13 protein-coding genes, 2 other RNA genes and 1 pseudogene are annotated in these 13,182 nt (G+C 62.4%); 8 read left to right on the plus strand and 8 right to left on the minus strand.

From position 1 onward, the window contains the following. The first annotated feature begins 113 nt into the window (after positions 1-113). The 5 genes from flgA to J5I97_RS08705 all read left to right on the plus strand — a co-directional run bounded on the left by flgA (position 114) and on the right by J5I97_RS08705 (position 3,116). Positions 114-758, plus strand: coding sequence for a flagellar basal body P-ring formation chaperone FlgA (gene flgA, locus J5I97_RS08685; protein ID WP_208591630.1), 645 nt, complete (start codon positions 114-116; stop codon positions 756-758). Positions 759-824: 66 nt separating this feature from the next. Beyond that, on the plus strand, positions 825-1,136 hold the full coding sequence (flgM, locus tag J5I97_RS08690) for a flagellar biosynthesis anti-sigma factor FlgM (RefSeq protein ID WP_208591262.1): 312 nt from the start codon (positions 825-827) through the stop codon (positions 1,134-1,136). Positions 1,137-1,149: 13 nt separating this feature from the next. Then, positions 1,150-1,482 carry a flagellar protein FlgN gene (locus J5I97_RS08695; protein ID WP_208591264.1) on the plus strand — a complete coding sequence of 111 codons (333 nt, stop codon included), beginning with the start codon at positions 1,150-1,152 and terminating at the stop codon, positions 1,480-1,482. A gap of 164 nt (positions 1,483-1,646) precedes the next feature. Beyond that, entirely contained in the window at positions 1,647-2,873 is a 1,227-nt protein-coding gene (locus tag J5I97_RS08700; protein WP_208591265.1) for an ATP-binding protein, read from the plus strand. Between the two features lie 167 nt (positions 2,874-3,040). Further along, positions 3,041-3,116: non-coding RNA, sX9 sRNA (locus tag J5I97_RS08705), on the plus strand. 29 nt (positions 3,117-3,145) lie between these two features. On the opposite strand, the gene J5I97_RS08710 is transcribed toward J5I97_RS08705, so the two are convergent. Together J5I97_RS08710 and J5I97_RS08715 are read right to left on the minus strand one after the other, a co-directional pair. Next, positions 3,146-4,867, minus strand: coding sequence for an EAL domain-containing protein (locus J5I97_RS08710; RefSeq protein ID WP_208591267.1), 1,722 nt, complete (start codon positions 4,865-4,867; stop codon positions 3,146-3,148). Positions 4,868-4,870: 3 nt separating this feature from the next. Then, on the minus strand, positions 4,871-7,000 hold the full coding sequence (locus J5I97_RS08715) for a PAS domain S-box protein (protein ID WP_208591269.1): 2,130 nt from the start codon (positions 6,998-7,000) through the stop codon (positions 4,871-4,873). Positions 7,001-7,121: 121 nt separating this feature from the next. On the opposite strand from J5I97_RS08715, the pseudogene J5I97_RS08720 reads away from it, so the two are divergent. Further along, positions 7,122-8,044: pseudogene (locus J5I97_RS08720) on the plus strand (PAS domain-containing protein); the annotation flags it as partial. A gap of 12 nt (positions 8,045-8,056) precedes the next feature. Next, a non-coding RNA gene (locus J5I97_RS08725) (sX9 sRNA) lies at positions 8,057-8,133 on the plus strand. A 527-nt stretch (positions 8,134-8,660) separates the two neighbouring features. Here J5I97_RS08725 and J5I97_RS08730 read toward each other — a convergent pair. From J5I97_RS08730 to J5I97_RS08755, 6 genes are all read right to left on the minus strand, one after another. After that, positions 8,661-8,945: a hypothetical protein gene (locus J5I97_RS08730; RefSeq protein WP_208591271.1), complete on the minus strand. Its 285-nt coding sequence runs from the start codon at positions 8,943-8,945 to the stop codon at positions 8,661-8,663. 85 nt (positions 8,946-9,030) lie between these two features. Beyond that, positions 9,031-10,308, minus strand: a complete 1,278-nt coding sequence (locus J5I97_RS08735) for a methyl-accepting chemotaxis protein (RefSeq protein WP_208591631.1) — start codon at positions 10,306-10,308, stop codon at positions 9,031-9,033. A 60-nt stretch (positions 10,309-10,368) separates the two neighbouring features. Further along, on the minus strand, positions 10,369-10,983 hold the full coding sequence (gene hflD, locus J5I97_RS08740) for a high frequency lysogenization protein HflD (RefSeq protein ID WP_208591273.1): 615 nt from the start codon (positions 10,981-10,983) through the stop codon (positions 10,369-10,371). Next, positions 10,983-12,119: a tRNA 2-thiouridine(34) synthase MnmA gene (gene mnmA / locus J5I97_RS08745; RefSeq protein WP_208591275.1), complete on the minus strand. Its 1,137-nt coding sequence runs from the start codon at positions 12,117-12,119 to the stop codon at positions 10,983-10,985. Before mnmA ends, hflD begins: the two co-directional genes overlap by 1 nt. Beyond that, on the minus strand, positions 12,116-12,574 hold the full coding sequence (locus J5I97_RS08750; protein ID WP_208591277.1) for an NUDIX hydrolase: 459 nt from the start codon (positions 12,572-12,574) through the stop codon (positions 12,116-12,118). The genes mnmA and J5I97_RS08750 overlap by 4 nt, the downstream gene beginning before the upstream one ends. Then, positions 12,571-12,735 (minus strand): hypothetical protein, encoded by a 165-nt coding sequence (locus tag J5I97_RS08755; RefSeq protein ID WP_208591278.1) that lies wholly within the window; start codon positions 12,733-12,735, stop codon positions 12,571-12,573. Before J5I97_RS08755 ends, J5I97_RS08750 begins: the two co-directional genes overlap by 4 nt. Before the next feature lie 89 nt (positions 12,736-12,824). Between J5I97_RS08755 and clpS the strand changes: the two genes are divergently transcribed. After that, positions 12,825-13,145 carry an ATP-dependent Clp protease adapter ClpS gene (clpS, locus tag J5I97_RS08760; protein WP_208591280.1) on the plus strand — a complete coding sequence of 107 codons (321 nt, stop codon included), beginning with the start codon at positions 12,825-12,827 and terminating at the stop codon, positions 13,143-13,145. Positions 13,146-13,182 lie beyond the last annotated feature (37 nt).

Genomic DNA, 13,182 nt, shown 5'->3' on the forward strand with positions numbered 1-13,182 from the left:
TGAATCATCAGCAAAGCCGCTTTGCCGATCCCCGAATTCTGAAGTTCGCAATCCAGGCAAAAACAGGCACACCTCTTGCAAGGTCTTCTCGGTCTTCTTCCGAATCTGGTCCCATGCGCCTGCTCCTGCTTGTCATTTTTTTGGTGGCCGCTCCGGCCTGGGCCGAGGGGTACCAGTCTGTCGATTCCATCCGTGCTGCGGCGCTGGCCACCGTTAGCCCGGACGCCGAGGCCGAAGCCACGCTCGATCCGGGTCTGCGCATGCCAGCCTGTCCGATCGCGCTGCAGGCGCAGCCCACCGCCACCAATACGGTGGAAGTGGCATGCCCGCAGCCGGCCGGCTGGCGCTTGTTCGTACCGCTGAAGGTGCGTCGCAACCAGGATGTGCTGGTATTGCGCCGCGGTATCAGCGCTGGAGAAATCATTTCACTGGCCGATATCAGCATCGAGAAGCGCGATGCCGCGCGCATCGTCGGCGCGGTGCTCGCCGATCCGATAGCCGCTGTGGGTAAGACCGCCAGGCGCGTCTTGCCGGCCGGGTCGCTGCTGTCGTCCAACGATCTGGTGACCGCGCGGCTGGTGCGGCGCGGCGACACGGTACCACTGGTGTCGCGTAACGGCAGTCTGGAGGTGCGCATGAGCGGTCGCGCGCTGTCCGATGCCGGCGAGAACGAGCGCGTTTCGGTTGAGAATTCATCCTCTCGCCGGGTAGTGCAGGGGATTGTGGAAGCGAGCGGGACCGTTGTGGTGTCCAGATAGAAAATCGTCATAAAGTTTTTTTTTGTCCTGCCGTTACTCCTTACGACCTGTAGAGGAGTTCCCGACATGAGCCAGAAAATTGAAGCCAATCTACCGACGGCTGCAACCGTTCGCACCGCGGCCCCGAGCAGCAGGATCGCTTCGGCCGGCGAAGACCGGGCGTCCCCGATCGCCGCATTACCGTCGACCGACAGCATCAAGCTGACCGGTGAGGCGACTAACTTGCAGAACCTGCAGCGCGAGCTTTCGCAGTCCTCGGCGATCGACACCGGTCGCGTCCAGGCAGTGAAGAGTGCGTTGCAGAACGGCAGCTATTCCATCAACCCGGATGCCATCGCCAGCCGTATGATGGATCTGAATCAACAACTGGCGGGTTGAACCCCGACAAAGGATGAACGTGAACGAGTTGCTGCAACGTCTCAGCGATGCGCTGGCCGGCGAACGCCAGGCATTGCTTGAGAACGACATCGATGGCTTGATGCAGCACACGCAGGACAAGCTGTCGGTGCTGCGTGCGCTCGAAGCGGCAATGCCCGAAGGCCAAGAAGAGCGTCTGCGCGAACTGGCCGAAGCCAATCGCGCCAACGGCGCGCTGCTGGCGCGCCGGCGTCGCGAAGTGAATTGGGCACTGCGTCACCTGGGCCGCACCGAAAGTGCCCCGTCCTACGACGCCAGGGGCCAATCGAGCATGTTGCGCGGCGGACGTTCGTTGGCAGTAGCCTGAGCGAGCCTCTTGGTGCTCGATGCCTGCGCAGCCAACATGGCATGCAGGCATGAGCCAGCAAAGTTGCTGGGTACGCAAATTGCCGTGGCCGTTAGTACCAAACGGCAATACGGTGCGTCAACGGTTCGGCGTATATTGAGGTTTCATCTACGCCGCCTTGTCCCGTGACCGCCAAGTTTTTTCTCAATCAAACCTTATTGCCGTCCTCGGACATGCTGCGCGCCTTCGGCGACCAGATGCTTGAAGGCGTTCTGCTGTTCCGCGCAGACGGAAAGCTGATCCTGGCCAATGCCGTCGCACGCCAGAGCCTGTGCAATGAAGACCCTGCTGACGATTGCAATCTCGGTGAGCGGATTTCGCAGGTCTTGCCTTCGGACGCACTCAATCAAGCGCGCATCAAGGGCAGCTGGACCGGCAGCCTGCCGGTCGCCGATCGCGTGGTCATCGCGCATTTGTACTACAATGAAGAGCGGGGCGTCGGGCATTTTCTCGCGCTGTTCCACAACATCGAAGGCCAGCAGGATTACGAGCGCGAGCTGCAACAACGCCACGCCGAATTGCGCCAGGCTTATCTACGTTTGAACGGTGCGCAAGACAAACTGCTGCAGTCGGAAAAAATGGCTTCCATCGGCCAGTTGGCTGCCGGAGTGGCGCATGAAATCAATAATCCGATCGGCTACGTGCACTCCAATCTTGGCAGCTTGCAGGAATATCTGCGCAGCCTGTTCACGCTGATCGAAGCCTACGAGCGCGCGCTGCAGGCGCCCGATCCGAAGGCATTGATTCCAGAGATCGACGAGATCCGTAACCGCGCCGACATTGATTTCATCAGCCGCGATCTGCCGCAGCTCATGGCCGAATCGCGCGAAGGCATCGAGCGGGTGACCCGTATCGTTCGCGACCTCAAGGATTTCTCGTATTCGGACCGTTCCGAGTCGTGGAAGATGGCGGACCTGCACGCCGGTCTCGAATCCACGATCAATATCATCTGGAACGAGCTCAAGTACAAGGTGACGCTGGAGCGCAATTACGCCGAGCTGCCATTGGTGGAATGCCTTCCCTCCGAGCTCAACCAGGTCTACATGAACATGCTGCTCAACGCCGGCCAGGCGATGGTCGAGCGCGGCACGATCACCGTGACTACTGGTCGCGATGACGCCGAAAACGTTTGGATCCAGTTCCAGGACACCGGCGCCGGCATCGCCCCGGACCTGCTGCAACGCATTTTCGACCCGTTCTTCACCACCAAGCCTGTCGGCAGCGGCACCGGCTTAGGACTGTCGATTTCCTACGGCATCATCAACAAACATCACGGCCGAATCGACGTCGAAAGCACACCGGGGCAGGGTGCCAGCTTCAGGATTGTGTTGCCGGTGCGGCAGCCGCGCTGAATCGCCGGGATTGGTTATTCAAGATCAGGTATTCGGAAGAGCGGGCTTGGCGGGTGATTATCTTTGATGCGCTAGCTGACACGACGGTGCGGCGCTCTGCTTTTAGAGCGGCTAACAAAACGACTGCGCTCACCGCCAGGCGGGCGCGGCCGGTGCTCGGAATCGGCATGTACCACGCGTACACTCCGGTTCCTCCGCGTCGTCCGCACCCAACTGACGACTGCTGGCTACGTTTTGTTAGCCGCTCTTAAACAATTCCCAATCCCGAATCTCTACTCCCTGCCGTTGCGCAGCTCATCATGCGTGCGGAAGGCCTGGCGAATGTGTTCGCGCAGTTCGTCGTCGTTCCAGGGTTTTGTGAGGAATCGGTAGATCGCGCCGCGGTTGATCGCTTCGGTCACGGTGGCAAGGTCCGTGTAGCCGGAGAGCACCAGACGTACGGTGTCGGGGTAGAGCATCTTGACCCGGCCGAGGAACTCGGTGCCGCTCATGTCGGACATGCGCTGGTCGGACAGAATCACCTGCACGTCGTTGGTGGCGAGCAGGTCGAAGGCATCGCGCACGTTGCCTGCCGCCAGAATGCGGTAGCCGTCGCGACGGAACAGCCGCACGAGCGAGCGCAGTACGTTTTCTTCGTCGTCCAGCAGCAGCAAGGTGCGATCGGGGCGGCTTTCGGCGAACGATTCCGGGCGCAGATAGCGGCGCCGCAGCGCCATGCCGGCCGACTCGGCCGACATCGGTTCGCCGAACAGATAACCCTGGAAAATGTCGCAATCGTTGCGGCGCAAAAAGCCCAACTGCGCCTGCGATTCCACCCCGTTGGCGATCACGGTCATGCCAAGCTGGTGACCCATCGCGATGATCGCGCGGGCAATAGCCGCTTCGCGACTGCCCGCCGGCGCGCTCTTGATGAAGCTGCGATCGATCTTCAACCGATCGACCGGATAACGCACCAGCGCGCTGAGGCTGGAATCGCCGGTGCCGAAGTTGTCCAGGCTCAGGCTGATGCCTTCGTTGCGCAGGTTGGCCATCGTCTCGTGGACGAAGTTGACATTGTTGGTCAGCGCGCTTTCGTTGATCTCCAGCGTGACGAATTGCGCCGGCACGCCAGCGGTTTGCAATATTTCCATCACTTCGTTGAAGAAGCCGGGGCGCAGCAATTGCAGCGTTGAGACATTCATCGCAATGCTGAAATCGTCGAAGCCCTGGTCACGCCACAGCCGCGCCTGGCGGACCGCGTTCTGCAGTACCCATTCGCCGATCTGCACGATCACGCCAAGGCGCTCGGCGGTGCGCATGAAGCGTTCCGGCACCAACATGCCCAGGGTAGGCGACTGCCAACGCAGCAACGCTTCCATGCCGACGATGCGGCCGTCGCGCGCGCTCACCAATGGCTGATAACGCAGACGCAGTTCGCCATGTGGGATAGCATCGACGATCTGCCGCGCAATGATGCTTTCGCTATGCGTGTTGGTAGCCGAGTTACGCGTGTATAGCCGCACCGTATTGCCGCCTTCGCGCGCGGCCTGGTAACTGGCTTCTTCGGCGTAATCGAGAAGGATGGACAGCGAGGTCGAGTGTTCCGGACACAGACTGATGCCGACCTTGCCGGTCATGAACAAGGTGTAAGGCAGCACCGACAGCGGCAGTTCCAACTGCTGGCGGATCTGTTCTGCAAAATCTTCCGGTAGCGGCGTGTCCTCGCGACGCACCGCCACTACCACCATTTCATCGCTGCCATGGCGCCACAGCTTGCCGCGCGTGCCGAGAAATTCCTGCAACCGGCGCGCCGCCAAGGTGAGTGCCTGATCGCCGACCTCGCCACTCATGTTCTCGTTGATCGAGGCGAAGTGATCGATATCGACATGAAAGATCATCAGCGGCGGGCCACCGGAAGCGGCCGCGTCTACAAGGTGCAGTAATTCGGGATGACCTGCACCGAGGCGTGTCGGCTTGACGATTTCCAGTCCAGGCAGGATGACAGGGCTCCACATGACTCAACGTCCACCATCGTCATGGACGGACTCGCCGACCGCGTGATAGGGCAGGCACAACGTCACGCGCGTGCCTGCTCCGGGGGCCGATTCTATCGCGAGCGTCCCGCCGACGGTTTGCGCACGCTCACGCATCACGATCAGTCCAAGCCCGCGCGGGCCTTCCGGTTCGAAGCCATCGCCGTCATCGCTCACTTCCAGGTGGAAACTCTTGCTGTCGATCGATTGCAGACGCATGCGCACTTCACCCGCGCAGGCGTGCCGCAATGCATTGGTCAGGCTTTCCTGTGCAATACGGAAGCAGGCTTGCTCGATCTCGTTGCCTGGCCGTACATCGAGCGCTTGAATATCCAATTCCAGCCGCACCTGCGAGGCGCGGAACAGCATCGACGCCTGCCAGCGCAGCGCCGCTTCCAGGCCCAACGCATCGAGCTGCGGCGGACGCAACAGCATCGACAAGTTACGCAGTTTGGTCACCGTGCTATCGGCCAGCGACACCACTTCCAGCAGGTCCTCGCGACGCGCGTCCGGGTCCAGCTCATCCAATGCGGCATGCGCGGATAACTTCATCGCGGTGATCGCCTGGCCGATGTCGTCGTGCAGATCGCGCGAGATGGCGCGGCGCTCGTCTTCCTGCAACGAGAACAGCCGCTTGGCCATCGCCTGCAATTCGGCATTGCTCTCGGCCAACGCATCGCGCATGCGCTCGGGCTCGCTCAGGTCGCGTACCACCAGCAACTTGCAGCTGCGCCCGCCATAGCGGATATCGCCGGCCGACAGACCGGCATAGAAGGTGCTGCCGTCGCGACGGCGCATCGCCCGTGCGCTGGACACCGGCTCAGTGCGTTCGCTGCCAGCACGCAGATACTCGCGTACCACCGGCAGGTCGTTGTCGTCGACCAGTATCTGCAACGGTTCGCCCAGGATGGTCTCGCCCTGAAAGCCGAACTGCGCCGAGCCCGCCGCATTGGCATACATCACGTGTTCGTCGATCAGGATCAACACACCATCGGGCAGTACCCGCACCAGCTCACGAAATTGTTCTTCGCGTTCGCGCAGCAGGCACCGCGATTGCTCGCGCTCGCTCACGTCCTGCAAGGTGCCGTGGACATGGCGCGAGCCGCTGGGCGTGGTCACGCTTTCGGCACGCAGGTGCACGGTACGCGGCTGCGAATCGCCACCGGTCAGTGGCAACAGCACATCGATCTGCACCTCGCCGTTGCACATGTCCTCGATCATGCGTTCGATGCGCGCCTGGGTAGCAGTGTCGGAGGCGGTCAGCAGTTCTTCCAGGCGATGTTCGCGACGATGCATTGGCACACTACGCCCCAGCAACCGATATACCGCCGGCGAATAGCGGCCCAGACCGGTGGCGCGATCCAATTGCCACGACCCCAGCCGTGCGATGCCTTGCGCCTCTTCCAGACGCTCAAGTGCTTCATCGCGCAAATGCTGCGCTTGGCGTTCTTCGCTGCGGTCCACCGTGACCACCAGGCGAGCAGGGCCGCTGGCAAGATGCAGCTGATTGCTGCGGATTTCGACATGGCGCGGCCCGCTGCGGGTGAGCAGATCTTCATGCAGGGCGCAGGTGTCGTCGCTCTTGGCACGGATGTGCGCGATGATTTCCTCCAGCCGGGTGCCATCGGCATTGGGCCAGATCGCGTGCAGGGTCTGCTGCAGAAACGCATCGCGCTCCCAACCGAAAAATTCCAGCGCCGCCGGATTGGCATCGAGGATGCGCAGCGTGGCTAGGTCATAGATCAAGGCCGGGCTGGGCAGCGCCAGAAACTTGGCCTGCAACAGGGCCTCGGACTGCGCCAGCTGTGCGTGTTCGTCCACGATCGAGGTCGCAAAGCGCCGCAGCACCAGATGGATGACGATGCTCGAAACCACCAGGAAGCTCGCATCCGACCAGCGTTCGGGCATGGCGGCACCGGACGGGTTCAGCAGCCGGTTGCCGAGTAACAGCCAGACCATGCCGATCAGCAGATACAGGCCGGTCAACGTCCACAGGCCTTGCCGAAGGCGCTCGGCGAGGCGCAGGCGGGAAACCTGAGCGGACGAAAACGCGGGCGCTGCGACAGGATGATGCATGGGTCCGCGGACGACCTTGTGTGCTGGCGATGCAGCCATCTTAGCCGTAACTCGGCCGGCTTCGGCCGAGCTCGAAACAGGCGCCTCAACTAATCCGCAAAACGGCCGTCATACGTTGCGACTCCGAACGCCGGGGTCGATTCTTGGGGAGTGCTCCAGAGTGGACTCAGGCTTCATTGCAAGCATGCTGCAGCACCCGCTCTTACCTCAGCGATGGTGTCGCTGGACGCGCATAGCCAGCGTCTGGCGGCCAACAGCGTTGCGCAATCGCTTGGATTACCGGCAACCCTTGGTGCGTATGCCGAAGTCCTGGAAAGCAGTCGCGCCCAGGTGGCCAATAGCGGCGGCATGGCCGCGTGCGTGTTGCCAAGGACAGGCGGCGGGCTGGATGGCTGCGCGCGGTCTGCGACGAGCATGGCAAGGTCATGGCCTTCACCTTTTAGCATTTCCGAGCCTATGGGCGCCGATGGCACCAGTCGCTGGGAAATGGGTCTGGACAGTGCCGACCAAGGATTGTGGGACTGGGATATTTCGGCCGACGTGATGTATCGCTCGGAGCGCTGGACCCGCATGCTTGGGTATTGCGAGCTGCGAGCAGCCTCTACCCAATAATCTCGCCGCGTTGTCCGGGTTGATCCATCCCGACGATCACGCGCAGGTCAGCGCGGCGGTGCAGGCGCATCTGGACGGGCGCACGGATACCTAATGTGGCCGAATTCCGGCTGCGTCAGCACGATGGTCAGTGGCGCTGGATCCTCGATCGCGGTCGCGTGGTAGCACGCACTGCCGACGACCGCCCGCTGCGCATGGTCGGCACACATACCGATGTGCATCACCGCAAATCGCTCGAGCAGCAATTGCGCGAGCAGCAGGCCCAGCTCGAAGAAGCCCAGCGCATCGCAAGTATGGGCAGTTGGAGTTGGGACACGCTCAAAGACGCGATGTGGGTGCCGTCCGATTTCCTGCAGCAGCTCGGCATCACCCAACTGCATCTGCACGGCATTCGCGACATCCTGCGTCTGCTGGGTCGGCCCTCGGCTGCGCAGCGCCTGGCGCAAAATCAAGCACGAACGCATGCCGTTGCTCGGAATCGGCATGTACCACGCGTACACTCCGGTTCCTCCGCGTCGTCCGCACCCACCTTGAAGACTGCTTGCTACGTTTTGTTAGCCGATCTTAAGCTTATCGCCTCTGGCCACTGCAAGGTCGCTTCCAACGTCTCGACGGCCTGCAGAAGCGACGCCGCGCTACCGCGATAAACGTCGTGGTCACCGATCTTTTGCCCGGCGCGCAGGCATGCGCCAGCGTGTGGCAGATGCGGGGTGGAGTGCGTGCTGTCTGGCAGGCCAATGCCTCGCCTGCATCCGAATCGCTGCGCGGGCTCGGTCGCGCCGACACACTGACAGCGTCGAGCAGCGGATCGTGCGAAACCTGCATCAAGGCGCATGTCGGTACGCACGGCGCAGCGTCTGGCCGCGTAGCGTTCCCGCGGCATTGGGTTAGATCGGCACCAACAGGGCAGCAGCGATCTGACAGCGTGGTGGCCAAGCGGGCAGGGACAGGATCGAATCTGAGCGTTCTGCATGACGCATCGCACGTCAGCTTGCCGACGCTGGCCAGCGAAAGTCACAATATCAGGCAACCCTCACAACGCTGGAGAGGCGCCTGCCGAGGTACGTCTCGCCGTCGTTGTGCAGCCTCAGCGTCCCGAAGCGCCGACTGCGGCACCATCCAGGCCGAGGTCCCAGGCCACCGTGGCGAACAACAGTTCCTCTTCGCTGCAGCCGCGTCGCGGGTTAATCAATGCATGGACTTGCGCACGTGCGGCTTTCTTCAGCCGTTCCAGCGCGGTCGGCATGCGCATGCGGCGAGTCGCGGGTCGGGCGGCAGCGCTCTGCGCGATCCGCTCGGCCTGTGCGGCAGCCACGACGGCGGATTCCCGCACAGCGGTGGGTACATCGAGGGTCGGGGCGAGAAGCGTCATGAGCGCAACACTCAAGTCGTTGCGGAACGACAAATCCCCGGAAGGCCGGGGAATGTCGGAAGTCAGAGCCTGCGTGACATCGGTCTTAGAACAGCTCGACCGTGCCGGCACCCATGCCTTGCTGGGCCACCGGCTTATGCGGTGGGCGTTCCCACTCCACACGCATGTCGCGCAGACGATTGGACACCTTCTGCAAGGCGGCGACCAGATCGCTGTCGTATACGCCGCCATTGCGATGCAGCAGTTCCTGTAGGTCCACCGCTTCACGGTTGATCGCGGTGAGGCGATCGAGGTGAGTGTGGATACCGCTCAAAGTCTGCGTCGCAATGTCTTCGAACTGCAGAGCGCGGACGGCTTCGGCCACGCTACCGTCGATCGAGCGAGCGCACTCGGAGATTTCGCGCATGCCATCGCCCAATGAGGCGTTGATTTGAGCGACGTTCTCCAGCATCGCGGCAGATTCATGGCGCGCTTCGCGGGAGCGGTCCATGTGACGTGAGGCCAGCTGCGAGACCGTTTCACGCACCTTGGCGATCGATTCCTTGGAGCTGTGAGCCAGCTTGCGGATCTGTTCGTTGAAGGTGGTGGAACGCTCGGACAGATTGCGCACCTCGTCGGCGACCACTGCGAAGCCGCGACCGGCTTCACCGGCACGTGCTGCTTCGATGGCGGCGTTCAAGGCCAGCAGGTTGGTCTGGTCAGCGATCGATTTGACGTCTTCCAGCAGCGCAAAGATGCCATCCAGATGCTGCGCCATCTCGTCGATGTGATGCACAGTGTTGGTGCTTTGGCCGCTCACCTGTTCCAGCGCCTCCACCAACTGCTCCATGCGTGAGCTGGCGTGCTGGGCGAAGCGGGCGACATCGACGCCGGCGCTGCCATCGTCACCGGCACGGTCGACGATGCGGGCCAGTGCCTGGCTTTGCTGACGCGACTTGCGATTCATCGCTTCGAAGCTGCCGCCAAGACCTGACACGGCCTGGCGGATCAGTTCGCGGGCACGCTCGACTTCCGAACGCGAACCGTCGACTTCGTTGCTGACGAACGTACGCAATTCGTTAAGCAGTTGGTCCTGCTCGCGCAGGATGCGGGTCTGGTCCGGATTGCGTCGGAACTGGGAATAAGTCACCCAGGCAGCGAAACCCAACCAACTAAGGGTCATGGTCGCCAGGATTGCCCAGCGCACCGAGGCAGGCCAGTCGAATCCGACAGCGAAGGGAAACAGCAAGGTCAGAGCCAAGGGAGCGGCTAGACGGATGAGTGGACGTGAATACATGGGCGTTCTCGGCAGAGTCACGGTTGCTGTATCGGCCATACCCCCTTTGTCTTTAGCGAAGATCGCCACATCGTCTTGCCCATTCACCGCCATTGACGCGCGCCAGCAACCGCTAGCGTGCTTCTGACATCAGGTTGGTTGCGCCGATCAGCGCAGTGCGCGATCCACCGCTTCGATCATCCCCCGCTTGGCGAACAGAAAATCCCACAGGCTTCCTCCCATCTGCCGCCACAACACCGCCGAGCGCACCGCCGCCAGCAAGAGCGCGCGGATTTCCGCCACCACACCAGCCTGGCCCAGATAATGCGGGTTGCCTTGCACCATGACCTTGGGCCGCAAATGGCTGATGGTCTGCGCGTACAGCCCGCCCAGCGCACTCAGCACGTCGGGGTGACTGCTGTCGCCAAGGATCTGCGCCTGGCGTGCCGCCGCCTCGATGCCGTTGGACACGATGGCGACGGTGGAAGTATCGCGCACGAAGCGGCGCTCCAGCTGCAGTACTGCCAGCGCCAGCCGCGGCAGCACCTCGTCCTGGCCCTGATTGCGAAAATAGTTATGCAGCAGCCGCAGGCCAGGCGCCAGCGCCACCGCAGAGCCGTACACGGCCTCCGGCGAAGAGGCGTCCACCCGGAACACGCTGTCCATGGCGGTGCGCACCGTCGCGGCCTCCGAATGCCCGGTCTCGGCAATCCGCCGCACCTGTTGCAGGGCCTGGGCGACGCCGGCCAGCGCCAGCACACGGTGATCCATGGAAGAACTCATCAAGCTACTACCTCCGAGGAAAAAGAAGATCCCGCCAACCGACATTCCAACGGTGCATCGGTGGCGGCAATGACGGCGCCGCCCAGGCACTCTTCGCCGTCGTACAGCACCAGCGACTGCCCCGGCGTCACCGCCCGCTGCGGCCGTGCGAAACGCACCTGCACACTGCCATCGTCCTGCACATCCACTCTGCATGGCTCGTCCGGCTGCCTGTAACGCGTCTGTGCGGTGCAGCTGAAGCTGCGTGCCGGCGGCGCCCCGGTGACCCAATGGGCCTGCTCGGACTGCAGCCAGTACGATTGCAGCAGCGGGCTGTCGCGGTCCTGATCCACATACAACACGTTGCTCGCCACATCCTTGCCGACCACGTACCACGGCGCGGCAGCACGCCCGCGCACGCCACCGATGTTCAGGCCTTCGCGCTGACCCAGCGTGAAATAGAACACCCCTGGGTGCTCGGCAATGCGCTGCCCCTGCGGGTCGTGGATTTCGCCGGTACGCGCGGGCAGGTAGCGGCCCAGAAACTCGCGGAAATCACGCTCGCCGATGAAGCAGATGCCAGTGGAATCCTTCTTGGCATGGGTCGGCAAGCCAGCGTCCTGAGCGATACGCCGCAGCACGCTTTTTTCCAGATCGCCGATCGGAAACAGCGTCGCAGCCAGCTGGATCTGCCCCAACTGGTGCAGGAAATAACTCTGGTCCTTGCCGTGGTCTGCACCGCGCAGCAACCGCCAACGACCGCCGCTGTGCGCGACCCGCGCGTAGTGACCGGTAGCGATGCGCTCAGCGCCCAGTGCCTGAGCTGCATCCAGGAAATGTTTGAACTTCACTTCGCGATTGCACAGCACATCCGGATTGGGCGTGCGGCCTGCTGCGTACTCGGCCAGGAAGTGCTCGAACACGCCGCTCCAGTACTCACAGGAGAAATCGCGGAAGTGAAACGGGATGCCCAATACGCCACAGACCGCCACCGCATCGCGGCGATCGTCTTCGGCGCGGCAATCGCCGCTGCCGTCGTCGGCCCAGTTCTGCATGAACAGCCCGGCGATCGACGCGCCTTGCTGCGCCAGCCGCCACGCCGCCACCGACGAATCCACGCCGCCAGATACACCAACCACGATGCGCGGCGTACTCATTCGACGTGGCGCACCAACGACAGCGGATAGCGCTGGCCAGCCAGATAATCGGCCACTACCTCCCACACCAGCGGGCTACGCAAACGCTCGGTCGAGGTGCGTAGTTCTTCCGGCGTCATCCACAACGCACGCACCACGCCGGTGTCCAGGCTGCGTTCGGGATGGTAGGTGAGGGCATCGGCGACAAACGCAAAGCGCACAAAACACTGCCCGCTCGGCGCCACCCACTGGTAAGTGCCGATGAACTGGGTCAGACGCACGTCCCAGCCGGTTTCTTCCAGTGTTTCGCGTACTGCCGCGTCCAGCAGACTTTCGTCAGGCTCCAAATGCCCGGCCGGTTGATTCAGTAGCAGTCGGCTGCCGATGGCTTCTTCGACCTGCAGAAAGCGCCCGTTGCGCACTACCACGGTGGCGACCGTCACATCGGGGTGCCAGCGTTGTGCGGATCTGCTCATCGGCATCGGCCCAGCACACTCGAAAGCCAGATCGCTGCGCCAGTGGTTGCTTCGGCGTCACCGCGGTAAGCGTGGCCGCGCACACCAATCGTCGATACGAATACAGGCACGAAGGCGGTGGACAACGGCGCCAGCAGCAGCGCGGTCATGAAATCGGTCATCAAAGGCGAGCCAGGAAGTTGAAGACAAATTGTGCGGGGCGCAACGCAAATCGTCCAATGCGCGCAACGATGAACCGTATAATGCCCAGATGCCCCGTAATACCTCACACGACCACGACCACGGCCTGACGGTCGAAGCCAGCAAGCCTGAAGTGGCGCCGCCGCCGCGTTATCAGGTGCTCTTGCTGAACGATGACTACACCCCGATGGACTTCGTGGTAACTGTTCTGGAACAGTTTTTCAATCTGAGCCTGGAACAGGCGACCCAGGTCATGCTGCATGTCCATACACGTGGGCGTGGCGTTTGCGGGGTGTACAGCCGCGAAGTCGCAGAGTCCAAAGTGGCGCAGGTCAACGAGTTTTCGCGCATGAACCAGCATCCGCTGCTCTGCACGATGGAACAGGCCTAGAGGCACCTACCTGATCATTCTAGCAGCGCAACAGTGT

The sequence above is a fragment of the Xanthomonas fragariae genome (assembly GCF_017603965.1).
Lineage (GTDB): Bacteria > Pseudomonadota > Gammaproteobacteria > Xanthomonadales > Xanthomonadaceae > Xanthomonas > Xanthomonas fragariae_A.

Bases quoted from the DNA above. Each gene is read 5' to 3' on its own strand.
- flgA (WP_208591630.1), top strand. From the start codon at position 114: ATGCGCCTGCTCCTGCTTGTCATTTTTTTGGTGGCCGCTCCGGCCTGG.
- flgM (WP_208591262.1), top strand. From the start codon at position 825: ATGAGCCAGAAAATTGAAGCCAATCTACCGACGGCTGCAACCGTTCGC.
- J5I97_RS08695 (WP_208591264.1), top strand. From the start codon at position 1,150: ATGAACGTGAACGAGTTGCTGCAACGTCTCAGCGATGCGCTGGCCGGC.
- J5I97_RS08710 (WP_208591267.1), bottom strand. From the start codon at position 4,867: ATGTGGAGCCCTGTCATCCTGCCTGGACTGGAAATCGTCAAGCCGACA.
- J5I97_RS08715 (WP_208591269.1), bottom strand. From the start codon at position 7,000: ATGGCTGCATCGCCAGCACACAAGGTCGTCCGCGGACCCATGCATCAT.
- J5I97_RS08730 (WP_208591271.1), bottom strand. From the start codon at position 8,945: ATGACGCTTCTCGCCCCGACCCTCGATGTACCCACCGCTGTGCGGGAA.
- hflD (WP_208591273.1), bottom strand. From the start codon at position 10,983: ATGAGTTCTTCCATGGATCACCGTGTGCTGGCGCTGGCCGGCGTCGCC.
- mnmA (WP_208591275.1), bottom strand. From the start codon at position 12,119: ATGAGTACGCCGCGCATCGTGGTTGGTGTATCTGGCGGCGTGGATTCG.
- J5I97_RS08750 (WP_208591277.1), bottom strand. From the start codon at position 12,574: ATGAGCAGATCCGCACAACGCTGGCACCCCGATGTGACGGTCGCCACC.
- J5I97_RS08755 (WP_208591278.1), bottom strand. From the start codon at position 12,735: ATGACCGATTTCATGACCGCGCTGCTGCTGGCGCCGTTGTCCACCGCC.
- clpS (WP_208591280.1), top strand. From the start codon at position 12,825: ATGCCCCGTAATACCTCACACGACCACGACCACGGCCTGACGGTCGAA.